At 71.0% G+C, this 22427-nt stretch carries 22 protein-coding genes; 8 read left to right on the top strand and 14 right to left on the bottom strand.

All coding sequences use genetic code 11. The features are described from left to right. Positions 1 to 11: 11 nt before the first annotated feature. A complete protein-coding gene (locus ABZ860_RS09265) occupies positions 12 to 824 on the bottom strand; it encodes a YbaB/EbfC family nucleoid-associated protein (RefSeq protein WP_357217275.1) in 813 nt (270 codons plus the stop codon). Between the two features lie 83 nt (positions 825 to 907). Between ABZ860_RS09265 and ABZ860_RS09260 the strand changes: the two genes are divergently transcribed. The 3 genes from ABZ860_RS09260 (at position 908) to ABZ860_RS09250 (ending at position 2530) form a co-directional block, all read left to right on the top strand. Beyond that, positions 908 to 1234 (top strand): hypothetical protein, encoded by a 327-nt coding sequence (locus ABZ860_RS09260; RefSeq protein ID WP_357217272.1) that lies wholly within the window; start codon positions 908 to 910, stop codon positions 1232 to 1234. A gap of 73 nt (positions 1235 to 1307) precedes the next feature. After that, positions 1308 to 2255, top strand: a complete 948-nt coding sequence (locus ABZ860_RS09255) for a hypothetical protein (RefSeq protein ID WP_357217270.1) — start codon at positions 1308 to 1310, stop codon at positions 2253 to 2255. 80 nt (positions 2256 to 2335) lie between these two features. Next, complete coding sequence (locus ABZ860_RS09250) at positions 2336 to 2530, top strand: hypothetical protein (RefSeq protein WP_357217267.1); 195 nt, start codon at positions 2336 to 2338, stop codon at positions 2528 to 2530. Here ABZ860_RS09250 and ABZ860_RS09245 read toward each other — a convergent pair. From ABZ860_RS09245 to ABZ860_RS09215, 7 genes are all read right to left on the bottom strand, one after another. Beyond that, positions 2523 to 3848 (bottom strand): glycoside hydrolase family 3 protein, encoded by a 1326-nt coding sequence (locus tag ABZ860_RS09245; RefSeq protein ID WP_357217265.1) that lies wholly within the window; start codon positions 3846 to 3848, stop codon positions 2523 to 2525. The genes ABZ860_RS09250 and ABZ860_RS09245 overlap by 8 nt on opposite strands. Before the next feature lie 57 nt (positions 3849 to 3905). Then, on the bottom strand, positions 3906 to 5582 hold the full coding sequence (gene ptsP / locus ABZ860_RS09240; RefSeq protein ID WP_357217618.1) for a phosphoenolpyruvate--protein phosphotransferase: 1677 nt from the start codon (positions 5580 to 5582) through the stop codon (positions 3906 to 3908). Between the two features lie 104 nt (positions 5583 to 5686). After that, positions 5687 to 5944, bottom strand: a complete 258-nt coding sequence (locus ABZ860_RS09235; RefSeq protein WP_357217263.1) for an HPr family phosphocarrier protein — start codon at positions 5942 to 5944, stop codon at positions 5687 to 5689. A 24-nt stretch (positions 5945 to 5968) separates the two neighbouring features. Then, positions 5969 to 6607 (bottom strand): HAD family phosphatase, encoded by a 639-nt coding sequence (locus ABZ860_RS09230; RefSeq protein ID WP_357217261.1) that lies wholly within the window; start codon positions 6605 to 6607, stop codon positions 5969 to 5971. 7 nt (positions 6608 to 6614) lie between these two features. Further along, a complete protein-coding gene (locus tag ABZ860_RS09225) occupies positions 6615 to 7061 on the bottom strand; it encodes a PTS glucose transporter subunit IIA (protein WP_357217259.1) in 447 nt (148 codons plus the stop codon). An 81-nt stretch (positions 7062 to 7142) separates the two neighbouring features. Continuing rightward, entirely contained in the window at positions 7143 to 7379 is a 237-nt protein-coding gene (locus ABZ860_RS09220; protein ID WP_036329147.1) for a PTS glucose/sucrose transporter subunit IIB, read from the bottom strand. A 32-nt stretch (positions 7380 to 7411) separates the two neighbouring features. Beyond that, the gene (locus ABZ860_RS09215) at positions 7412 to 8446 is read right to left on the bottom strand and encodes an SIS domain-containing protein (RefSeq protein WP_357217256.1); all 1035 of its coding nucleotides are present in this window, start codon (positions 8444 to 8446) and stop codon (positions 7412 to 7414) included. Between the two features lie 153 nt (positions 8447 to 8599). Here ABZ860_RS09215 and ABZ860_RS09210 point away from each other — a divergent pair, with 153 nt between their 5' ends. The 3 genes from ABZ860_RS09210 to ABZ860_RS09200 all read left to right on the top strand — a co-directional run bounded on the left by ABZ860_RS09210 (position 8600) and on the right by ABZ860_RS09200 (position 11421). Beyond that, complete coding sequence (locus ABZ860_RS09210) at positions 8600 to 9340, top strand: GntR family transcriptional regulator (RefSeq protein ID WP_142562894.1); 741 nt, start codon at positions 8600 to 8602, stop codon at positions 9338 to 9340. A 28-nt stretch (positions 9341 to 9368) separates the two neighbouring features. After that, positions 9369 to 10703 (top strand): PTS transporter subunit EIIC, encoded by a 1335-nt coding sequence (locus ABZ860_RS09205; RefSeq protein WP_357217254.1) that lies wholly within the window; start codon positions 9369 to 9371, stop codon positions 10701 to 10703. Between the two features lie 265 nt (positions 10704 to 10968). Continuing rightward, positions 10969 to 11421: an Rv3235 family protein gene (locus ABZ860_RS09200; protein WP_357217251.1), complete on the top strand. Its 453-nt coding sequence runs from the start codon at positions 10969 to 10971 to the stop codon at positions 11419 to 11421. Between the two features lie 63 nt (positions 11422 to 11484). On the opposite strand, the gene secA is transcribed toward ABZ860_RS09200, so the two are convergent. After that, complete coding sequence (gene secA, locus ABZ860_RS09195) at positions 11485 to 14286, bottom strand: preprotein translocase subunit SecA (RefSeq protein WP_357217248.1); 2802 nt, start codon at positions 14284 to 14286, stop codon at positions 11485 to 11487. A gap of 218 nt (positions 14287 to 14504) precedes the next feature. Between secA and ABZ860_RS09190 the strand changes: the two genes are divergently transcribed. Further along, positions 14505 to 14777: an HGxxPAAW family protein gene (locus tag ABZ860_RS09190; RefSeq protein ID WP_357217245.1), complete on the top strand. Its 273-nt coding sequence runs from the start codon at positions 14505 to 14507 to the stop codon at positions 14775 to 14777. Between the two features lie 68 nt (positions 14778 to 14845). Then, positions 14846 to 16063, top strand: a complete 1218-nt coding sequence (locus ABZ860_RS09185; RefSeq protein ID WP_357217243.1) for a crosslink repair DNA glycosylase YcaQ family protein — start codon at positions 14846 to 14848, stop codon at positions 16061 to 16063. Here ABZ860_RS09185 and ABZ860_RS09180 read toward each other — a convergent pair. From ABZ860_RS09180 to mtrB, 5 genes are all read right to left on the bottom strand, one after another. Then, complete coding sequence (locus ABZ860_RS09180; RefSeq protein WP_193202534.1) at positions 16060 to 16764, bottom strand: response regulator transcription factor; 705 nt, start codon at positions 16762 to 16764, stop codon at positions 16060 to 16062. The genes ABZ860_RS09185 and ABZ860_RS09180 overlap by 4 nt on opposite strands. A 161-nt stretch (positions 16765 to 16925) precedes the next feature. After that, entirely contained in the window at positions 16926 to 17591 is a 666-nt protein-coding gene (gene raiA / locus ABZ860_RS09175; RefSeq protein WP_357217240.1) for a ribosome-associated translation inhibitor RaiA, read from the bottom strand. 526 nt (positions 17592 to 18117) lie between these two features. Continuing rightward, positions 18118 to 18843, bottom strand: a complete 726-nt coding sequence (locus tag ABZ860_RS09170) for a phosphoribosyltransferase family protein (RefSeq protein ID WP_357217237.1) — start codon at positions 18841 to 18843, stop codon at positions 18118 to 18120. Between the two features lie 66 nt (positions 18844 to 18909). Beyond that, a complete protein-coding gene (locus tag ABZ860_RS09165; RefSeq protein WP_357217235.1) occupies positions 18910 to 20676 on the bottom strand; it encodes an LpqB family beta-propeller domain-containing protein in 1767 nt (588 codons plus the stop codon). Then, positions 20666 to 22414: an MtrAB system histidine kinase MtrB gene (gene mtrB / locus ABZ860_RS09160; RefSeq protein WP_357217232.1), complete on the bottom strand. Its 1749-nt coding sequence runs from the start codon at positions 22412 to 22414 to the stop codon at positions 20666 to 20668. Before mtrB ends, ABZ860_RS09165 begins: the two co-directional genes overlap by 11 nt. Positions 22415 to 22427 lie beyond the last annotated feature (13 nt).

The following is a 22427-nucleotide window of genomic DNA, read 5'->3' as shown; positions in this document are numbered from 1 at the left end:
ATAGGGAGTGGTCAGTCGGGCCGCTCGAACGGCCTGAGCAGGCCGCCGAACCACTCGTCGACGGCGTCCGGGCCGAACGACTCGCCGGGCGCCATCTCCCTCAGCGCATCGCTCACCATCTGACGGGTCTGCCGTTCCGCGTCCTGCTGCGCCCGGCGCAGGGCCAGCAGGAGTTCCTCGGCCAGCGTCCGGCTGGGCAGGCGCATGGCACGGGGCTCGATGACGACCTCACGCACCTGGCCGTACGCCGTCGTGACGACCTGGATCCGGCCGTCCGCCGCCCGGCCGTGGCCGGTGACGGCCTCGATCTCGCGCTGCCCGTCCTCCAGCCACGCCTCGATCCGTGCGGCCCGCTCCGCGTCCTGCTCCAGGTCGTCGCCCCGGCCTGCGGAGTGCCGGTCGGCAGAGTGCGGGCCGAAACCGTCCGCTCCCGCGTCCAGCTCCTCGGCGAGCTGGTCGAACCGGTAACGCACGAACGTCTCGTCGAGCGGGGCGGTCAGTCCGGTCACCCTGGTCTGGGCGGCGGCGACAAGCCCGTCCGTCCTCTCCTTGGCGGCGTCCTGGGCGGTCCTGATCGCCCTCGTCACCGCCGCACTCAAGGCGGCCGCGTCGAGCCGCATGACCCGCGGGTCCAGCGTGATCGCGGTGACCTCTCCCCGGCCGTCGGCCCTGGCCCTCACGAGGCCGTCGGCGCCTTCCCCTTCGCCGGTGACCCGCCGGATCTCGGCCTGGACGTCCGCGAGGCCGCGCATGACGTCCTCGGCCTGGCGAATCATCTGCTCCAGCAGCTCCAGGTCGCTGCCACCCGGAAACGACAGGGACAAGTACTCCTCCACAAAAGGGACAAAAGGCTTTTACTGTGCAATTCACCCGTCCGTAATTCGCGGGTCATGCTAACGTGCCGCGCATGTACGGGGAACTCGGTATCGAACACAGCGGGGTGGACCGGGCCTCTTCTCGCCTGGTGGAGCACGGCGACGAGTTCGTGACCGCCCTGCGGTATCTGCGCGAACGGGCGGGCGCCGCCTCGTGGGGCGACGACGGGCTGTTCGGCGCCTTCGTGGCCGCCTACAACCGTTCAGCCCTGACGGCCGTCGAGGCGTACGCGCACCTCGGAGGGACGGTGGGCGGCACGGGAGACGCGCTCGCGGTCGCGCGCCGGCGGGTGTCGGACGCCGAGGGCGACGCGGGGCGCCAGATCACAGGGGCGCACGAAGAAACGGGTCTGGCATGAGCGAGCGCAGCGAGCGCATCAGTCGGCACAGCGCCCGGCGCATGCCGCTCCGAGCCGAAGGCGAGGAGGTGGCATGGGCCTGATGCCGCCGGACTGGGCACAGCCGATCGCGAGCCTGGTCAACTTCCCGAAGATCGACGAGACCGACATTCGCGCGGAAATCCGCCCGTGGCAGGTCGTGCAGGCCGGCGCCGCCTCCGGGGGAAGCGGCGCGGAGGACGAGGTCAGGCGACTGCCGGGCGTGTACCAGGGCGTGTCCAGCGACGCGATGCGCACCAGCTGGAGCAAGACCGGCACCACAGAACACCTCCGTACGGCCGTCGGGGCCGCCGCGTACGCGCCGGCGGTGCTCGAGGGCACCGCCACCGCGGTGACCGCCACGAAAGTGGCCATCATCACGCAGGCCGTCGCGGGCGCGACCAAGCTGGCCGCGACCCTCGTCGCGGGCGGCCCGTTCGCCGCGGCCTCGGCCACGGCGGGGCTCCTCGCCACCCGGTACGCCATGCGGAAGATCCTCATGGAGGCCGAGGAGGGCGGCGCCCGGGTGCTGGCCCCGGCCGTCACGCGGCACATCACCGAACCGCTGGAACGCATCCTCAAGAACACCCGCGGCCCCTTCGGCGGCGGTCCGTCCCTGGCGGGGGCGGGCGGCCCTCACGTTCCCCTGAGGGGCACGCCCGTGCGGACGGCAGGTGAGACGGGGCCCCGCGGCGGCGTCAAGCTCGACATGGGCAGGAGCCGCAAGCCCTATTCGAGACAGAGCGGCCCCCAGCTGTCCGCCCAGGAGCAGGCCGCGCTGGATGCGAAGAAGGCCGGTCAGCCGTACGACAGGAAGGCCGCCAGAGCGGCCGAGCAGAAGGTGAAGACCGGCGAGAAGCTCGACGGTGAGCGCAACGCGCAGAAGCGCGGCACCCAGTCCAACCAGGGCAACGCGAACCAGCAGCAGGGCCAGCAGCAGGGCCAGCAGCAGGGCCAGCAGAATCAGAACACCCAGGGCAAGAAGAAAAGGCGTTTCCTGTAGGGACTGTCATGACCAAGCCAATTTCGAGCCAAATGTACCATTTTACCCAGAACAATCCGGAAGGAATTGGACAGGACAGCGTGCCTGCGCTGCTCCGCCGGGTCGCGACCACGATCGAGGAACTGGGCCAGGTCGAGGTGTACGACCTGATCATGCACAACGAGGTCACCGACGACGGGACCGACTGGCCGTCGATCACGGTGTACTTCGACTACACCAACGTCGACGAGCCGGAAGAGGACGCGCCCGAAGAGAACAAGCCCGGCGTCACCTGACGGCGGCGAAGACGCGCTCCGCGACCTTGCGGTGCGCGGCCGACTTCAGCGCGCCGGGGTCGGTGCGGATCGGGCCGAAGACGCCGCGCTTCTCCTTCAGCCGCAGGATCCGCAGCACCGACTCGTCGATCCTGCGTTCGGAGATCCTGCCCGACTTCACCGCGTCGAGGACGGCGTCGTACGCCTTCGGCAGGTTCGGCGGCATGAGGAGCATGTCGGCCCCGGCGAGCACGGCCCGCACGGCGACCTCGGCGTCGCCGTACTTCTTCCGCACCCCGGCCATGTCGAGCGCGTCGGTGCTGATCACGCCGTCGAAGCCGAGTTCCTCGCGGAGCAGGCCGGTGAGGATGCGGTGGGACAGCGTCGCGGGGTCGCCCGAGGGGTCGAGCTTCGGCATCACCACGTGGGCCGACATGATCGCGTCCACGTCGTGCGCGATCGCCGCGCGGAACGGCGGCGCGTCCAGCTTCCGCCACTGCGTCTTCGAATGCGTGATGACCGGCAGGCCCGTGTGGCTGTCGACCGAGGTGTCCCCGTGGCCGGGGAAGTGCTTGGCGACGGAGGCCACGTCCGCCGCGTGGAAGCCGTCGACGGCCGCCCCGACCATCGCGGCCACCTTGCCCGGGTCGGAGCCGTACGCGCGGGGCCCGATCACGGGGTTGCGGGGGTTGATGTTGACGTCGGCGACCGGCGCGAAGTCGAGCGAGATGCCGAGGTCGCGCAGTTCCTCACCGGTCGCCCTGGCGACGTCGCGCGCGTTCGCCGTCTTGCCGGTCTCGCCGATCTCCGACGCGCCGGGGAACTTGGTGACGAGAGACTTGAGCCGGGAGACGAGGCCGTTCTCCTGGTCCACGCCGATCATGAGCGGCGCCCCGCCGGACTCGGCCGCCGCCTCGCGCAGGCCGGTGGTGAGCGCGGCCACCTGGCCCGCGCCGGAGACGTTGCCCGCCCAGTCGAACAGGATCACTCCGCCGGGGCGGAACTTCTCCACCACCTGCGCCGGCGTCGCCACGCCGTACCGCGCCTCGTTCTCCTTGCTCGCCGCCCCGGCCTTCTGGCCCCACACCACGATGGTGAACAGCTGCGCGACCTTGTCCCGCAGGCTCATCTCCGCGAGCGTCCGCTCGGCCAGGCTTCCGGATGGGCGGACCGAGGGCGACGACGGGGACACGGACGACGGGGACACAGACGGCCGGGACACGGACGCCGGTGCGGACCCGCGCGGCGAGGGCGCCTGGCTCGCGGCGCCGATGCCGGACGAGCATCCGGTCACGAGGAGGGCGGCGATCATGACGACACCGTGTCTGATTCGTGGCACGTTCTTTACCGTAGCCGCGCCCGGCCGTGACCGGGCCCGGAACCCGGTCACGGACGGTCAGAGCGCGAGTGCGTCCAGGCCCGGCAGTTCCGCGCGGGCGGCGGCCTTGGCGGCCTGCGCCGACGTGGCCGAGCGCGCCGCGGCGGCGGCGTCGCGGCACTGCGCGAGCGTGTGCCGCGACAGGGCCGCGCGCACCCAGGGCAGTGCGGGAGCGCCCATGGACAGCGAGGTGACCCCCATGCCGACGAGCACGCAGGCGAGCACCGGATCGGCCGCGGCCTCGCCGCAGACCCCGCAGCCCTTGCCCGCCGCGGTGGCGGCCGAGGCCGCCGTCGCGATCAGGTCGAGCACGGCCGGATGCCACGGGTCCTGCAGTCCGGCGACGGCGCTGACCTGGCGGTCTGCCGCGAGCGCGTACTGCGTGAGGTCGTTGGTGCCGATCGAGAAGAAGCCGACGGCCCGGATGAGGTCCGCCGCGCGCAGCGCCGCCGACGGCACCTCGATCATGATGCCCGCGTCGTCGAGCCCCGCCGTACGGCAGGCATCGGCGAACCACTCGGCCTCCTCGACGGTGGCCACCATCGGCGCCATGACCTGGACCTTGGCCGAGACACCCGCGGCGGCCCGGGCCAGCGCGCCCAGCTGGGCGGTCATGATCTCCGGATACCGGCGGAACATGCGCAGGCCGCGCTCCCCGAGCGCCGGGTTCGGCTCCTCCTCCGGCGGCGGCAGGAACGCCAGCGGCTTGTCCGCGCCGGAGTCGAGCGTGCGCACCACCACGCGGCCCTGTGGGAACGCGTCGAACACCGCCCGGTAGGCCTCCTCCTGCTCGCTTCCCGACGGCGCGCTCTCACGGTCGAGGAAGAGGAACTCGGTGCGGTAGAGGCCGACGCCCTCGGCGCCGTTGGCCAGCGCGCTCTCCAGGTCGCGGGGGCCGCCGATGTTGGCGAGCAGGGGGACGGGATGGCCGTCGGCGGTCGCGCCGGGGCCGGTGGCCGCCGACAGCACCGCCCGCCGCGCCTCGTCGGCGGCGCGCGCCTCGGCCACGCGGGCCGGGCCGGGCGTGAGCAGCACCTGCCCGGACGCGCCGTCGACCAGCACGGGGGTGCCAGGGGCGATCGCGGTCGCGCCGGCGCAGCCCACGACGGCGGGCACGCCCATCGAGCGGGCGAGGATCGCCGTGTGGCTGGTCGGCCCGCCCTGCTCGGTGACGAACGCCGCGACCACGTCCTTGGACAGCAGCGCGGTGTCGGCCGGGGCGAGATCCTTGGCGACGAGCACGAACGGCTCGGCGGCGCTGGCCGGCACGCCGGGCATGGGCAGGCCGGTGAGCACGGCGATCACCCGGTCACGGATGTCGTCGAGGTCCGTGACGCGCTCGGCCAGGTAGCCGCCGGCCGCCGCGAGCAGGTCCCGATACTTGCCGAAGGCGTCGAAGACGGCACGTGGGGCGGCCACGCCCCGGTCGATGAGCTCGCCGACCTCCACGGCGAGGCTCGGGTCGCGGGCCATCAACGCCTGCGCGCCGAGCACCTCCTGGGCCTCGCCGCCCGCCCTGGCGCCCCGTGCCTCCAGGTCGGCGGCCACCTCCTCGACCGCCCGCTCGGCGCGGGCCCGTTCGGCGGCGGCGTCGCCGTCGTGGCGCGCCTCCTTGTCGGGCTCGGGGATCTCACCCGCGAGCACATGGGCCGGGCCGTACCCGGCGCCGGGGCTGACCCCAGTACCGGCAAGCACAGTGCCGGCAAGCACAGTGCCGGCCAGCGACGTGCCGGCCGGCGGCCGCGCGCCGCTCTCGTCCCCCGCCGTCGTCCCCGTCTTCTGCTGCCCGTCCACTGGCGTCAGGAGGCCGAGGCGATCTGGGCGAGCTCGTCGAGCAGGTCTTCTGCGCCATCGCCCTCCGCACTGATGACGATCGACTCCCCCTGCCGTACGTCGAGCGCCAGAACCGACAGGATGCTCTTCGCGCTCACCGGCGAACCACCCGCCTTCGCGATGGTGACGTCGTAGGGCGCCTTCGCCGCGGTCTGCACGAACGTCGCCGCCGGACGGGCGTGCAGCCCGACCTCGGACGCGACGCTGACTGTGCGTTCGGCCACGTTTCCTCCTCCTGCGGCGGTGGTCTAGACCGCCGGTAGTTCCGTCAAAGGCCAGTCAATACCCGACATATCGGGTATTACCAGATCCGCGTGCGACAGTTCATCCGGATGATGCGTGGTGGCCACCGCAACGCAGGTCATACCCGCGGCCCGAGCCGCCGCTATTCCGGCGAGCGAGTCCTCGAACACCACGCACTTGGCCGGGTCCACCGCGAGCAGGTCGGCCGCCAGGAGGTAGCCGGACGGGTCCGGCTTGCCCACGGCCACGTCCTCGGCGGAGACGATGGTCCTCACCACCTCCACGACGCCGATCTCCGTGAGCCGCTCCACCGCCCACCATCGCTGGGCCGAGGTGACCAGGGCCAGTGGAGCCCCCTGCTCCGCGACCCGGATCACCAGCTCCGCCGCCCCCGGAACCGGCACGATGTCGGGCAGGTCCGGATGGTCGTAGTAGGAGCGGATCTCCTCCAGCACGACCTCCGGATCCAGGCCGGGCAGCACCTCGGGGACGACGTCCACCCCGCGGCGGCCCATGACGCGCCGCAACAGCGTCTCGTCGTACGTGATGCCGTGGTCGTCCAGGAACATCCGCCACAGGGCGCGGCTGCGCACCTCGGTGTTGACCAGGGTGCCGTCGAGATCGAAGAGCGCGGCCTCCGTCACCTGAGCATCACGACCACTTGAAGAGAGGGTCGCCCGCGGTCACGCGGCCCTCGGCGACCTCGCCGACCGAGCCCGCCACGGCGTCGAGCGCCACCACCGGGCAGACCGGCGAGCGCCCCCCGGCCTCGACCGCCGCGGGGTCCCAGGCCACGACGGGCTGCCCGGCGCTCACGTGGTCCCCCTCGGCCGCGAGCAGGCGGAAGCCCTCGCCCTTGAGCTGCACGGTGTCGATGCCGAGATGCACCAGCACGCCCCTGCCGTCGTCCCCCACCACGACGTACGCGTGCGGGTGCAGCTTCACGATCGTGCCGCTGATCGGCGCCAGCGCCTCGACGGGCTGCCGGAGGGGATCGATCGCGGTTCCCGGGCCGACCATCGCCTGCGAGAACACCGGGTCCGGCACGGCGGCCAGGCCGATGGCCGCCCCCGCGACCGGGGCGAGAACAGTCGTCAATGAAGAGCCCTTCCCTGAGATCCGGGCAGGCGTCGTCACAGGTCCGGCCGAGACCGGCGGACCCGCGACGAACTTCCCGGTTCAGCCGATGATGTCCTCGATGTCGCTGGCGATGGTGTCGGCCTCGGGGCCCACCACGACCTGGACGACGTTGCCCGCCGCCATCACTCCGTGGGCGCCGGCCGCCTTGAGCGCGGCCTGGTTTACCTTCGAGGCGTCGTGCACCTCGGTGCGCAGCCGGGTGATGCACGGCTCCACTTCGATGATGTTGTCGGCGCCACCGAGCCCGGCGATGATCGCCTCGGCGTCTGCAGCCATGGGGGTCCTCCTGTTGTTGGGCCGGTCTGTCGTCAGTCGGTCTGCGTGACCTTCTTCAGACCGCGAGGGGAATCGGGGTCGATACCGAGCCTGCGCGCGAGCGCCTCGGTGAGCAACTGCCCGGGGACGATGAGTCCCAGCGGAGCCACCCACTCGGGCAGGTCCGGACCGTTCAGGGCGGCGGTCGAGGCCGCGGCGAGCCGTTCGCCGCCCCCGACGCCGAAGGCGGCGGCGCCCGCGCCGGTGACCCGCTCGGCCAGCGCGACCGTGCCCGCCAGTGTCGGGCCCTGTCCCGCCGCCACCAGGATCGCCGGGGTCTCGGCGTCCACGACCGCGATCGGGCCGTGCAGCAGGTCGGCGTACGACAGGCCCATGGCGTGCAGGTAGCACGCCTCCTTGAGCTTGAGCGCCAGCTCAAGCGCGGTCGAGAACGCCAGGCCGCGGCCGGACACGACGACGCCGGGCTTGTCGGCCAGGCCCTCGACCACGGCGTCCAGGTCGCCGGGGTCGGAGATCAGCTTCTCCACCGCGTCCGGCACCCGGCGCAGGTCGTCGGGGTCCACGTCGGCGCCGAGGCCGATGGCGAGCACGGCCAGCGCGGCGAGCTGGGTCGTGTAGGTCTTCGTGGCCGGGACGGCCTTCTCCTCGCCGGCGAGCGTGCACAGCGCGAGGTCGGCGGCCTGGGCCAGCGGCGACTCCTCGCCGCCGTTGGTGATCGCGACGGTCTTCGCCCCGCAGTCCTTCGCCCACTGGAGGGTCTCGACGATCTCCTCCGTACGGCCGGACTGGGACAGGCCGACGGCCAGCACCCCGTCGAGGTCGAGCCTGCGGCGGTAGGTGGTGGCGACCGAGGGGGCGCCCATCGCGGCCATCCGGCCCGCCCGCGCCTCGATCAGGTAGCGGCCGTAGACCGCCGCGTTGTCCGAGGTCCCCCGGGCGACGAACAGCAGGTGACGGGTGCCCCGCGCGACCGCCTCGACTTCCCCGGTCCTCGGAAGGAGGGCGTCCAGCGTCGCCCGGATCGCCGCCGGCTGCTCGGCGATCTCACCGCGCATTCTGGTCGTCATCGATGATCATCCTCTGCTTGGCGAGATTTGTCCGTTATCGATCCGTCGCCGGCCCATACATTGACACACATTTCCCGGCTGTGGTCTAGTCCGGACTAGACCAGTAAGAACCTTAACTTATTCGGACGATCCAGAGCGAGAGGGGAGGGATCAGTGGCCCAGATCGATCCGGACAGCCCGGTGCCCAAGTACTTCCAGCTACGGGAGATCCTGCTCGACCTCATCGAGAGCAACGAGCTGCCGATCGGCGCGGCGATCCCCTCCGAACGTGACCTGAGCCAGCGCTTCGACCTGTCTCGTATGACGGTACGGCAGGCCGTCGACCACCTGGTGTCCGAGGGCCGGTTGCACCGGGTCCCGGGCAAGGGAACGTTCGTGGCCCGCCCGAAGATCGAGCTGGCGCTCCAACTCACCTCATTCACCGACGACATGCGGGCGCGCGGCATGGAGCCGGGCTCCCGCGACCTGGACCGGCGGGTGGTCCGGGCCAGTGCCCACCTCGCACGGCAGCTCGGCATCCAGCCGGGAGACGCCGTCCACTTCATCGAGCGGCTGCGCACGGCGGACGGGGAACCGCTGAGCATCGAGCGCGCCCACATCCCGGTCGCGCTCGCACCCGATCTCGATGCTTACGACCTGACCGGACGATCCCTGTACGCCCTGCTCGAGTCGCGCTACGGGCTCGTGATGGACGCCGGGGAGCTGACCATCGACGGCGGCCTCGCCGATCCGAGCGACGCCGACCTGCTCAAACTGCCCCGGGGCGGAGCCGTGCTGCTGCTGCAGCGCCGGTCCTTCGCCGGCGGGGTGTGCGCCGAACTCGGCGTCTCCACCTATCGCGCCGACCGCTACCAGCTCCGGACACTCCTCGGAGCCCCGGCCAGACGCCTCTAGTAGTCCCCCCATCCTGGAGGAACACCCGATGAGTTCCACCTCCGCCGACGCGGGCCTGCCGGCCGCGCCTTCCGGCCAGAACGCGGTGATGACCGCACTGTCCCGCATCGGCCGTTCCCTGATGCTCCCGATCGCGGCGCTGCCCGCCGCGGCTCTCCTTCTCCGGATCGGCCAGGACGACCTGCTCGGCCGTACGGACAACGCGACGCTCGACAAGATCGCCCACGTCATCGGCAACGCCGGCGGCGCCCTGTTCGACGCGCTGCCGCTGCTGTTCGCGATCGGCGTCGCGGTCGGCTTCGCCCGGCGGGCCGACGGCTCGACTGCCCTGGCGGCCGTGGTCGGCTACCTCGTCTGGGACCGGGTCACCCACCTGATGTTCTTCGACGCCTCGGCGGACTCCGCCGTGCACAAGAAGGTGGCCCAGACGCTCGTGGGGGCGGACGGCAAGCCGGCGGAGGCGCTCAACCTGGCGGCGGCCAACCCGACCGGAGTGCTCGGCGGCATCCTCATGGGCCTCGTCACGGCCATCCTGTGGCAGCGGTACTACCGGACGAAGCTGCCGGCCTACCTGGCCTTCTTCGGCGGCCGCCGCTTCGTGCCGATCCTCACCGCGCTGGCCGGGCTCGTCCTCGGCGTCGTCTTCGGCCTGATCTGGCCGCCGATCGGGCAGGGCCTGACCAACTTCGGCGACTGGCTGGCGACCCACTCCACGCTCGGCGCGGGCATCTACGGCGTCGTCAACCGCGGCCTCATCCCCTTCGGCCTGCACCACTTCGTCAACTCGATCGTCTGGTTCACGGTGCCGGAGTGCACCGTCGGCGCGACCCACGCGGCGGGCGACCTGAACTGCTACTTCGCGGGCCAGGACGGCGCGGGCGCGTTCATGGCGGGCTTCTTCCCGGTCATGATGTTCGGCCTGCCGGCCGCCGCGATCGCCATGTGGCGGGCCGCGCCGCCGCACCGCCGCGCCACCGTCGGCGGCATCATGCTCTCCTCCGCCCTGATCTCCTTCTTCACCGGCATCACCGAGCCGATCGAGTTCGCGTTCATCTTCGTGGCCCCGGTCCTGTTCGCGGTGCACGCGCTGCTCACCGGCGTCTCGATGGCCGTGGTCGCGGCTCTCGACGGCCGGCTCGGCTTCGGGTTCTCCGCGGGCTTGATCGACGCCGGCCTCAACGCGTCCAAGGACAACACGCACAACTTCTTGCTGATCATGCTGATCGGCGTCGTCTACTTCGTCCTCTACTACCTGATCTTCAGCTTCCTCATCAAGAAGCTGAACATCATGACGCCCGGTCGCGAACCCGAGCCCGACGTGGACTCCGGGGAGAGCGCCGACACGGCGCGCGCCCGCGCCTGACGCGTCAGGTCCCCCTCTCAGGGAGCAGGGGCGCCCGGTGATCCCGGGCGCCCCTGTTGTGTTTCCCGCCATTGCGGATGCCGTTAATCGCCGATCAACCTGTGCTCAAATCCGATGCGGTCCCGCCAACCCGGGCGAATCTTTCCGGACGAACGGCGGCACAAAGGCTCGCCACTCGGCAAAGTTGGCGTTTCCCCGTATCAGGACGGATGACCGCAACCTCTATTAGGTGTCAGGTTCACGGCGCACGAGAGCGGAGTCCCCGATGCCCAAGCCCGTCCCCCTGCCACGGCTCGCGTCCGTCCCCCCGGCCGATCCTCCCTACGACGAGCGTGACGGCGCCGGCCATGTCACGCGTCCCGGCACGTACGGCGCGCTCGCCCTGGCCCCCGTCCCGCACCGCACGGGCACGCCCACGGACGAGCGCCGCCTGCGGGGACTCGGCCAGGCGCTCGCGGAAGTCCTGGCGGGCCGCAGACCGCCGGAGACGGTCGCCGGGCGGCTCACCGAGCGGGCCTACCGCGAACTGGTCCGGGCCGGGAAGATGATCGACACCGAGCGGCCGCCCCTGACGGGCCTCCCCCACGTGCAGCGACCCCGCGACGGCGTGATCGAGATGTGCCTGCTCGTCCACTGCGGGCCGCGCAGCCGCGTGCTCGCCGTACGGCTGGAACGGCGGGGCGTGCAGTGGCTGGTCACCGAGTTCGAGACGGCGTGACCGGAGGCCGTGGACGCGAAGGACCCCGCCGAGGCCGGCCCGGCGGGGTCCTCTCAGGTCATCTCACGCCTGCTGGTTGCGCGGGTCACCGTGGCAGCGCTTGTACTTCTTGCCCGAGCCGCAGGGGCAGGGCGCGTTGCGCTCGGTGTCGCCGTACGCGGCGCGCTGCTCGGGGGTCGACCGCACCCGGCTGACCTCCACGTCGCCGCTCTCGCCCGGCGCGGTGTAGACCATCTCGGTCGGCCGCGACGGCTGCCGCAGCGCCCGGGCGATGATCGAGCCGGTCTCGGAGAGCGCCGTGTCCTCCTCGGCGTTCTCCTCGACGATCGGGTTGGCCTGCACCTCGACCTCGAGGTTGAACAGGTAGCCGGCCGACTCCTCCTTGATGCCGTCGAGCATCGCGGAGAACATCTCGTAGCCCTCGCGCTGGTACTCGATCAGCGGGTCCTTCTGGGCATAGGCGCGCATGCCGATGCCCTCCTGGAGGTAGTCCATCTCGTAGAGGTGCTCGCGCCACTTGCGGTCGAGCACCGAGAGGATGACCCGGCGCTCCAGCTCGCGCATCGCCTCGGAGCCGAGCTGCTCCTCGCGGCGGTCGTAGGCCGCGAGCGCGTCCTCCTTGACCTTCTCGGCGATGAGGTCCGCCGTGAGCTCCTCCCGGTCGCCGCCGACCTGCTCGATGAGCTCGTCGACGGTGAAGGAGATCGGGTAGAGCTGGCCGAACGCCTTCCACAGCTTCTCGAGGTCCCACTCCTCGGCGAAGCCCTCGGCCGTGGCGCCCTTGACGTAGTCGTCGACGACGTCGGTGACGAAGCCGCGGACCTGCTCGTGCAGGTCGGCGCCTTCCAGCACCCGCCGCCGCTCGGCGTAGATCACCGTGCGCTGGCGGTTCATCACCTCGTCGTACTTCAGGACGTTCTTGCGGATCTCGAAGTTCTGCTGCTCGACCTGGTGCTGCGCGGAGGCGATGGCCTTGGAGACCATGCCCGACTCGATCGGCACGTCGTCCGGGATGTTGAGCCGCGTCATGATCATCTCGACCCTGGCCGAGTTGAACAGCCGCATGAGGTCGTCCTCGAGCGAGAGGTAGAAGCGCGACTCGCCGGGGTCGCCCTGACGGCCGGAACGGCCGCGGAGCTGGTTGTCGATGCGCCGCGACTCGTGCCGCTCGGTGCCCAGCACGTAGAGGCCGCCGAGCTCGGTGACCTCCTCGTGCTCGGCCTTGACGGCCTCCTTGGCCTTCTCCAGCGCCTCGGGATAGGCCTTCTCGTACTCCTCCGGAGTCTCGGAAGGCGACAGGCCGCGCTGGTGAAGCTCCAGGTCGGCGCGGAACTCGGGGTTGCCGCCGAGCATGATGTCGGTGCCTCGACCGGCCATGTTGGTCGCCACGGTGACCGCGCCCTTGCGGCCCGCCTCGGCGACGATCGCGGCCTCACGCGCGTGGTTCTTCGCGTTCAGCACCTCGTGCGGCACGCCCTGCCGCTTGAGCATCCGCGACAGCTTCTCGGACTTCTCGACGCTGGTGGTGCCGACGAGGACCGGCTGGCCCTTCTCGTAGCGCTCCTTGATGTCCTCGACGCACGCCTGGAACTTGGCGTCCTCGGTCTTGTAGACCACGTCGGGCTGGTCCTTGCGGACCATCGGCCGGTTCGTCGGGATCGGGACGACGCCCAGCTTGTAGGTCTGGTGGAACTCGTTGGCCTCGGTGGCGGCCGTACCGGTCATGCCGGCGAGCTTCTCGTAGAGGCGGAAGTAGTTCTGCAGCGTGATCGTGGCGAGAGTCTGGTTCTCGTCCTTGATCTTCACGCCTTCCTTGGCCTCGATGGCCTGGTGCATGCCCTCGTTGTAGCGACGGCCGTGCAGGACGCGTCCGGTGAACTCGTCGACGATCAGGACCTCGCCGTCGACGACGATGTAGTCCTTGTCCTTCTTGAACAGTTCCTTGGCCTTGAGCGCGTTGTTGAGGAACTGTACGAGGTGGGTGTGCTCGGGCTTGTAGAGGTTGTCGATGCCGAGCCAGTCCTCGACCTTCTCCACACCCGCCTCGAGGATGCCGACGGTGCGCTTCTTCTCGTCGACGACGTAGTCGCCGGTGCTCTCCTCGCCGTCCTTGCCCTCGGTGCCGCGCCGCAGCCTCGGCACGATCTTGGCGAACTCCTGGTACCACTTGCCCGACTGCTCGCCCGGGCCGGAGATGATGAGCGGCGTCCTGGCCTCGTCGATCAGGATCGAGTCGACCTCGTCCACGATGGCGAAGTTGTGGCCGCGCTGGACGCACTCCTCCATCGACCACGCCATGTTGTCGCGGAGGTAGTCGAAGCCGAACTCGTTGTTCGTGCCGTACGTGATGTCGGCGTTGTACTGCTTGCGGCGCTCCTCCGGCGGCATGTTGGCCAGGATGACGCCGACCTCCAGGCCGAGGAACCGGTGGACGCGGCCCATGGTCTCGGCGTCGCGCTTGGCCAGGTAGTCGTTGACCGTGACGACGTGAACGCCCTTGCCGGAGATGGCGTTGAGGTAGGCGGGAAGCGTACAGGTGAGCGTCTTGCCCTCACCGGTGCGCATCTCGGAGATGTTGCCCATGTGGAGGTTGGCGCCACCCATGAGCTGCACGTCGAAGTGACGCTGACCGAGGACCCTGCGGGCGGCCTCGCGGACGGTCGCGAACGCCTCCGGGAGCAGGTCGTCGAGGGACTCGCCCTCGGCGTGACGCTGCTTGTACTCGGCGGTCAGCGCGCGGAGCTCGGCGTCGGACAGGCTCTTGAAGTCCTCTTCGATGGAGTTGACCTGCTCGGCGATGCGCTTGAGCTTCCGCAGAGTCTTGCCTTCGCCGGCGCGAAGGATCTTGTCGAGAATGGCTGGCACTTTTAGTAAAGCTCCTCGCAGGTCTACCCCGGTTGATCACCGGGGTGTGAGGACGAGACATACTTCCCCGCTAGCCATCGTAGGCGGTTCCAGTACCAGACACACCCACCTGCAATCGACGGAGCGCCGCGGCACAATCGCATAACTCATAGGGGAAAACCGCCCCCAAGGTTCCCCCGATGTTCCGACCACCTCCGCCATCAGGTAGAAAACGGGGTATGGCACAGAGCGGACACCAGGGCAGCCACGCGGGAAGCGCCAAATCTTGGCTCGCCGTCAGCATCATCCTCATCGGCTTCACGATCGGGGGTGTGGCGCTGACCCTCGGCCCGAGCTGGCTCTTCGTCTGGATCGGCGTGGGCATCTGTGCGGTCGGCGGGCTGCTCGCGCTGGCGTTCGACATCTTCTCGGACGTGATCGTCGACGCCCCCCGGCAGGTGGCGGCGCAGGAGCACCACTCGCCGTTCGAGCACCGCTCCATCAGCTCCTGAGGCCTCCCGGCCCCACGCACGAACCGCCGTAAGCGTTTTGTCGGTCACGGCGTCTAGCATCTCTGGCTGTGACCGACCTGACCGCCGACGAGGCCCGCAGGATCATCCTCCGGGCCCAGGGTTTCCTCGGCGCCACCGCCCGCGGCGGCGGCGTCCCGGCCATGCTGCGGCGCGTCGGCGCCGTGCAGCTCGACACCATCTCCGTCCTCGCCCGCTCCCACGAGCTCGTCGCGTACGCGCGTCTCGGGCCGGTCGGCCGTTCCGTGGTCGAGCGGGCCTATTGGGACGACCCCGCCCGCGCCTTCGAGTACTGGTGCCACGCCGCCTGCGTCCTGCCCATCGAGCAGTGGCCGCTGTACGCCTTCCGCCGCCGCGCCTACCGGGAGCGGCGCTACCGCTGGCACGAGGTGCCACCCGTGGTCGACAAGGTCCTGGAGCAGGTGCGCTCGGACGGCCCGCTCACCACGGCCGACATCGGCGGCGCCAAGAACGGAGGCCCGTGGTGGGACTGGTCGGACACCAAGATCGCCATCGAGTTCCTGCTCGACATCGGTGAGGTCGTCTGCACCCGCCGCGTCGGCTGGCGGCGCGTCTACGAGCTCGCCGAGCGCGCGGTGCCGGCGGACCTGCTCGCCCAGGACCTGTCCGACGACGAGTGCGTGACCCGGCTGACCGCGATCGCCGGGCGTTCGCTCGGCGTGGCCACCAGGGCGGACCTGGTCGACTTCACCCGCGTCAAGGGCAGGCACGCCGCCATGCTCGACGCGGCGCTGCTGAGCGGCGCCGCCGGTCTCGTGCCCGTACGCGTGTCGGGCTGGCCCGCGCGGCGCGGCGCGGACCAGGACGGTCCGAACGCCTGGGCCGACCCCGCCGCGCTTGAGAGCGAGCCGCGCGGGCGGCACCGCACCACACCCTTGTCGCCGTTCGACTCGCTCATCTGGGAGCGGGCGCGGGCCGAGCGCGTGTTCGGGCTCAACCACCGCCTGGAGGCGTACGTCCCGAAGGACAAGCGGGTGCACGGCTACTTCGCGATGCCGGTGCTCGCGGGCGGGCGGATCATCGGCCGGGTCGACCCGGCCCGCGAGGGCGCCACGCTGGTCGCCCGGCAGGTCGGTTTCGAGCCGGGCGGCGGCCGGGCCAGGGCCGTGGAGGCGATGGCCGACGCTCTGTGGGAGGCCGCGAGCTGGGTCGGCTGCACCGACGTGCGGGTGGAGCGGGTCGGCGCACCGGACCTGGAGGCCCCGCTACGCGCCGCGGTGGCCCGCGGCCCTCGCTCGTCAACCTAGGTGATCTCCAGCAGCCGCTCGCGCACGGCGTAGACCACGGCCTCCATGCGCGAGTGGAGCTGGAGCTTCTCCAGGATGTTGCGGACGTGGTTCTTCACCGTGTTCTCGGAGATGAACAGGTCCTTGGCGATCTCGCGGTTGTTCATGCCCTTCGCGACGAGGCGCAGGACCTCCATCTCCCGGTCGGTCAGGCGGGGGACCGGAAGCTGGGGGGGCCGCTCGGCCTCCTTGCGGCTCATGTTCGCGAACTCGCTGATCAGCTTGGCCGCCATGGCGGGGTTGATGAGCGACTGGCCCTCGTGGACGCCGCGCACGGCGTCGGGCACCTCGTCGATCTGGACGTCCTTGAGCAGGTAACCGGTCGCACCCGCCTTGATCGCCTCGAAGAGGTCCTCCTCCTCGTCGCTGACGGTGAGCATGATGATCCGGGTGCTCGGCACCGACTCCTTGATCTTCCGAGTCGCCCCGATGCCGTCCAGCTTCGGCATGCGGACGTCCATCAGGACCACGTCCGGCATCAGCCGGTCCGCGAGCTCGACGGCCTCCTTGCCGTCGCTCGCCTCGCCTACCACCTCGATGTCCGCCTCCGCCGCCAGGGCGAGCTCCAGGCTGCGGCGGATCAGCGCGTGATCGTCGACGATCAGCACACGGATCGGCTCGCTTCGACCGGCTGCTCGAGCCGCCTCGTCGGGTCGGGTCACGGAACCTCCTTGCGGGGGCCAAGGACGCTGGATCGCCATCATTACACGGGTTCCAGGGTGGTTAGGGATCTTCGTCGCGCCGGTCTGCCCCTCTCCTCCCGATTCCCACCGGATCGTGCGGCGCCCCGGCCCGGAGCGTCCGGACCGGGGCGCCGGGAGAGCTAGCTCTCCACGAGCCTGAGGACTCCGTAGTCGTAGCCGCGGCGCCGGTAGACGACGCTCGGCTGGCCCCCTTCCTTGTCACGGAAGAGGTAGAAGTCGTGACCCACGAGCTCCATTTCCAGGAGCGCCTGGTCGATCGTCATGGGGTCGGCCTTGTGGAACTTCTCGCGTACGATCAGCGGTCCTTCGCCGTCCATCTCGATCGGCACGATGGGCTCGGAACTCTCGGTCCGCCCTCCGCCGGCCTCCGCCGGGATCTCGGCGACCGGCTCCGGCTCCTCCCGGACGGTCGTGACCACCCCCTGCGCGTTCTCCGTCACCGCGGTGAGCTCTGCCATCGAGGGAGGGCAGTTCTTCCCGTGATGGATCTTGCGGCGATCGGCGAGCCGCCTCAGCCGCTCCTCCAGCTTGCCGATGGCGATGTCCAGTGCGGAGAACCGGTCGTCCGCGCAGGCCTCCGCGCGGATGGCGGGGCCCCGCGAGTGGATGGTCAGCTCCACCCGTTCACGTTGCCCGCTTTGCCGGTGGTTAGGTTCCTTTGAGACCTCTACGTCGATCTGGATGAGCTTGTTGTTGAGCTTCTGGATCCTGGCCAGCTTGGACGTCACTTGATCGCGGAACCGGTCACCCACAGTGGTGTGCCGTCCCTTGACGATGATTTCCACGCAAAGCCCCCCTTCGCACATCGACGGTGGTGCACGCGCTCCTGGACACCCGTCCGGCCGACCTGGTCTTCGTCCCCACATCCGCCTGCTGAGGGGTTCGCAGCTCACTCGCCACTACTGCCCTTCTCCTCTTACGGGGGACATCTGGACCCCCGGGAGGGCAGGACTTACCTCTAAGCCGCACCGTGATCAGTCGACCAAGAGTCGCCTTACGTGGGCCGTTTCGCCTGCGGCTGGCATCGGCTAACCAGGCCGGACCCCGCGAGGGAGTCGGCCCGGCGCAACCACGGACCCGAACGGGTGCCATGTCTGAACGCTAGTCGCTACCGCCTCGGATGTCAGCCAGGAGATCGGCTAAACGATCACTTTGCGTGATCCCGGTTGCCGTCTCGCCGTCGGAAAATTCGTGGTCATATTCTGGGAATCCCCGCAACCGCGGCGTCCACACCTGCTTCGAGCAGGGAAGTCGCCGCGAATTCGACCGATGGTCACGCTCCGACGGCAAGCCCTGCGCTTACCCGATTCTTTACTGACCGTAATAATCACCAATCCGGCGTCTCCGGCGTGTCGCGGCGACGGTCACCGCCGCGGACGGCTCGGCGCCCGCGGCGCGCAGCGCCCTGGCCGCCTCCGCCAGCGTCGTCCCCGTCGTGACGACGTCGTCCACCAGGACCATGGCGACGGCCCCCGGACCGCTGCCGCAGGTCCGTGGCCGCGCCGCAGAGCCCGGCACGACCTCGAACGCCCCGGACAGGTTGGCGGCCCGCTCCGCCGATCCCAGCCCCGCCTGGTCGGCCACCCGCCGGCCTTGCCGCAGCAGGGGCGCGAGAGCGGCGGGCAGGCCTCGCCGGCACAGCTCGCGGGCCGCCGCCGCGGCGACGGCGCGGACGGGGTCGTGCCCCCGGCGGCGGGAGGCGGCCCTGGCGCTCGGAACCGGCACCAGCCACACCTCGCGGCGCGCTCCTGCCCCGCCCGCCGCCCACGCGGCCACACAGGCGCTCACGGAGGCCGCCAGGACCGGCACCAGGGCCGTACGGCCGCGTTCCTTATAAGCGAGGATCATCCGGCGGGCCGCGCCGTCGTAGGCGGTGGCCGACCAGCAGACCGGCAGGCCCGGAGGCGGTGGATCCGGCGGCCGGGGAGCCGGCTCCCGCAGCAACTCGGCCCTGCAGGACGGGCAGGCCAGGGCGCCCGGCGCGCCGCATCCGGCGCAGCGGGGCGGGAGGATCAGATCCAGCAGGGCGGGCGGCACGCCCTCAGCATGCCGCCCGCCACCGACAGTTCACCGTCGCCGGTCGCCGCGGTCGTTCCGGCCGGCTCAGCCGAGGGGATAGACGGGGTCGGTGGAGCCGTTGTCGGCCCGCGGGGTCCAGGCGTGCTTGTCCACGCTGTAGGTGAGCACCTGGCCCTCGTCGGCCGCCGCGAGGACGTGGTCGGGGACGGCAGCGATCGACTTGATCTTCGAGTCGAGCTTGATGGGGCCGTCGTTGGGGACGACGCCCTCCATCACCGACCAGGTGGCGAGCTCCTGGCCGCTGCTGCCTTCGGACAGCACGAGCAGATCGGCGGCGTCCTGCCAGGCGATGTCCTTGATCTTGCGCGCGTCGCGCGGCTCGATGAGCGTCCGTACGGACTCGATCCGCGTCTGCTGGCCGTTGCGGACGATCGTGCCGATCTTCACCGAGGTGCCGAGACCGTCGTCGACGATCGCGGCGATCCGGGCCCCGTCGCGGGAGACCCGCAGCTCGAGGATCCTCCCGTACGACAGCTCGTCGTCGATGTCCACACGGCGGGCCCGGCCGTTCTCGGCCGTCCAGACCCGGCTCTCGTGCGGGTTCACCCTCTCGGCCGACCAGACGGCCCCGTAGCGGTCCCAGGAGGGCGGGGTCATGTCGCCGCCCGCGATCCACCGCTGCCACTGGCTGCCGGGGGTCATCGTGGCGACGTAGACGCCGTCGCCGTTGACCAGGGCGGCCACGAGGGGCGGGAAGTCGTTGGTGTTGGAGACGGCCGGCTGGGAGAACTTCCCGGCCTGCTCGCCGGCCGCGCCCGGCACCGGGGTGCCGTCGCCCTTCTCCTTGAACTGCAGCAGTCTGCCGCCCTGCATGTAGTAGGCCTGCAGGGAGCCGGTCAGCACGTTCGGGTCGTAGCGGGCGTAGTCGGCGGGCCGGAACCGCATACCGGACTCGCCGTTCACGCGGATCTCGACGGTCCGGCCGGTGACCAGCTCGCCGAGCGTCCACACGAGCTGGGCCTTCAGCGCGTCGAGACGCTCGGAGGGCACCGACTCCAGCGCGGAGGAGAAGTCGAGCACGACCGTGTCGCCCTCGACGGTGATCCGGTTCAGGTCGGCGCCCGGTGGGAACGCGCTGCTCACCGCGTTCCTGATGGACGAGGTCGGCCCCGCGAGCAGGCGGCGGACCAGCGTCTCGGGCACGCCCCTGCTGGGTTCGATCGGCACCCACACCCGGTCGGCCACGAGGCCGATCTCCCGGGTGGCCGGCGGGTAGTACAGGTCCACTCTCCGGTAGGCGCGTTGCAGATCGTCGTACGACAGCAGGCGGCCGTCGGAGAGCACGTCGATCCGCCACTCGCCGTTCTGCTTGACCAGCGTGAACGGCTCGCCGATGGTGCCGGCGGCAGGCGTGGACCTGCCCTCGGGGTCGATCGTGGCGACCGCGGTGCCCTTCAGCGTCACCGTCGTCCGCGTGGCCTCCTGGAGGTTCTGCGTGTGGTCCGACTCGATCTTGCCCTCGTAGATCCGAGTCTGCCGCCACGGGTTCCAGCGCTTGGCCGCGCCCTGGGTCAGGTACTGACGGGCGACGCTCAGCTCGCGGTCGTCGAAGGCCGCCATGGCGGCCTGGAAGCCCTTCACGATGTCCTCGGGCGGGGCGCCCTTCTTGGGCGGGGTCGCGATGAGCCGCACGTACGGCTGGCTGAGCGTGTCCTTGCCGTGGTCCTCCTGGGCGGCGCGGGGGCTGCCGCTCGTGGGCACGGTGGCGCACCCGGCCCCGCCGCAGACCAGCACGAACGCCGCGCCCGCGGCCGCGGTGAGACGGCGGGCGCCGCGCCGCTCACTCCGCATCGAAGGCCCCCGCCTCGGCGTTCTCCCGCGCCCGCGGCGCCGCGTCCTGGACGGCGCCGACGGCCGGGGTCAGGACCGGCGTGGCGTGGCCGCGCCACGTGCGCCGCATCTCGACCTCCGGCGGCACGAGCGGGAGCGGCGACCCGCGCAGCGGGGCTCCCGCGACGCGCGGCAGCGACAGGCGGAACTGGCTGCCCTCCCCCGGCGCGCCCCACGCCTGGAGCCAGCCGCCGTGCAGCATGGCGTCCTCCCGCGAGATCGCCAGGCCGAGCCCGGTGCCGCCGATCGTCCGGGCGCGGGAGGGGTCGGCCCGCCAGAAGCGGTCGAACACCATCGTCTCCTCGCCCGGCTTCAGGCCGACGCCGTGATCGCGTACGGCCACGGCGACGGCGTCGCGGTCGGCGCCGAGCGTGACCACGATGTCCTTGCCCTCGCCGTGCTCGATGGCGTTGAAGAGCAGGTTGCGCAGGATGCGCTCGACCCTGCGGCTGTCCACCTCGGCCGTGCACGGCTCGTTGGGCAGGCGCAGCTCGAACCGGGTGGCCTGCCGCTCGGCGAGCGTCTCGGAGTCGCCCACCGCGCGCAGGACCACGTCGCGCATGTCGACGGGCTCCAAATCGAGGGTGGCCGCCCCCGCGTCGTACCGGCTGATCTCCAGCAGGTCGGCGAGCATCGACTCGAAGCGTTCGAGCTGGTTCTGCATGAGCTCGGCGGCCCGCGCGGAGGCGGGGTCGAAGTCCTCGCGGCCCTCGTACAGCAGGTCGGCGGCCATGCGGACGGTCGTCAGCGGCGTGCGCAGCTCGTGCGAGACGTCGGAGACGAACTGCCGCTGCACCTGGGAGAGCTCCTCCAGCTGGTGGATCTTCAGGGCGAGGTTGGACGCCATCTCGTTGAACGAGGTCGCCAGCCGGGCGAGGTCGTCCTCCCCGCGCACCTTGAGCCGCTCCTCGAGCCGGCCGGCGGCGAGCCGTTCCGCCGCCTGGCGCGCGAGCCGTACAGGTGTGACCACCTGCCGCGTGACCAGCGAGGCGACGCCGGCCAGCAGCAGCACGAGCGCCGCTCCCGCGCCGAAGACCATCTGCTGGACCGTGACCAGCGTCTTCTCCTCGTCGCCGAGCGGGAAGACGTGGTAGATCTCGTAGGCGCCGTTCACCCGGCCGCCCACCACCCAGGCGCTCTCCGGCTGCTTCGCGCCGATGTACCGGATCTTCACGGTCTGGGCGTAGAGCTTCTGCTCCTCGCCGCTTTGGACCTTCACCCGCATGGAGGACGGGATGCTCGACCAGTCGACCTGACCGGACGCCCGGCCCTCGCCGACCGAGCTGTCGTTGAAGACGACGACGTCGTAGCGGCCGCCGGAGCGGTCGGCCAGGGCCTTGGCCGCCGCGTCGACGGGGTTCATCGTCTGCCCCTGGGCGGTGGCGTCCTGCGTGAGGTCGGTCGAGTCCGCGGGCTGGGTGAGGTAACCGCTCGCGGTCGCGATGTTCGCCCGCGACTCCTCGACCGCGGACACCTCGCTGCTGGTCAGCACCGACGCGACGATCGACTGCATCAGGAAGACGCCGAGGACGATCACGACGGCCATCGACAGCACCAGCGTGCTGGTGACGACGCGGAGCTGCAGCGAGCGGCGCCAGGCGTGCCGCAGCCGGCCCGCGAGGCGGCGCGCGCGTCTACGGACCCCGCGGGCGATCTGGCCCGGGGTCCGGCGACGGGGTTTCCTCGCGGAGACCGGCATGACGGATGACGGG

The sequence above is a fragment of the Microbispora sp. NPDC046973 genome (assembly GCF_040644495.1).
Classification (GTDB): Bacteria; Actinomycetota; Actinomycetes; order Streptosporangiales; family Streptosporangiaceae; genus Microbispora.
The sequence above is the reverse complement of the archived record's forward strand: the minus strand, read 5'-3'. Positions and strand labels throughout refer to the sequence as shown.

What these genes read in the sequence shown, in the direction of transcription:
- ABZ860_RS09260 (WP_357217272.1), top strand. Translation starts at nt 908, where the DNA reads ATGTACGGGGAACTCGGTATCGAACACAGCGGGGTGGACCGGGCCTCT.
- ABZ860_RS09255 (WP_357217270.1), top strand. Translation starts at nt 1,308, where the DNA reads ATGGGCCTGATGCCGCCGGACTGGGCACAGCCGATCGCGAGCCTGGTC.
- ABZ860_RS09220 (WP_036329147.1), bottom strand. Translation starts at nt 7,379, where the DNA reads ATGGCTGCAGACGCCGAGGCGATCATCGCCGGGCTCGGTGGCGCCGAC.
- ABZ860_RS09215 (WP_357217256.1), bottom strand. Translation starts at nt 8,446, where the DNA reads ATGACGACCAGAATGCGCGGTGAGATCGCCGAGCAGCCGGCGGCGATC.
- ABZ860_RS09205 (WP_357217254.1), top strand. Translation starts at nt 9,369, where the DNA reads ATGAGTTCCACCTCCGCCGACGCGGGCCTGCCGGCCGCGCCTTCCGGC.
- ABZ860_RS09200 (WP_357217251.1), top strand. Translation starts at nt 10,969, where the DNA reads ATGCCCAAGCCCGTCCCCCTGCCACGGCTCGCGTCCGTCCCCCCGGCC.
- ABZ860_RS09190 (WP_357217245.1), top strand. Translation starts at nt 14,505, where the DNA reads ATGGCACAGAGCGGACACCAGGGCAGCCACGCGGGAAGCGCCAAATCT.
- ABZ860_RS09165 (WP_357217235.1), bottom strand. Translation starts at nt 20,676, where the DNA reads ATGCGGAGTGAGCGGCGCGGCGCCCGCCGTCTCACCGCGGCCGCGGGC.
- mtrB (WP_357217232.1), bottom strand. Translation starts at nt 22,414, where the DNA reads ATGCCGGTCTCCGCGAGGAAACCCCGTCGCCGGACCCCGGGCCAGATC.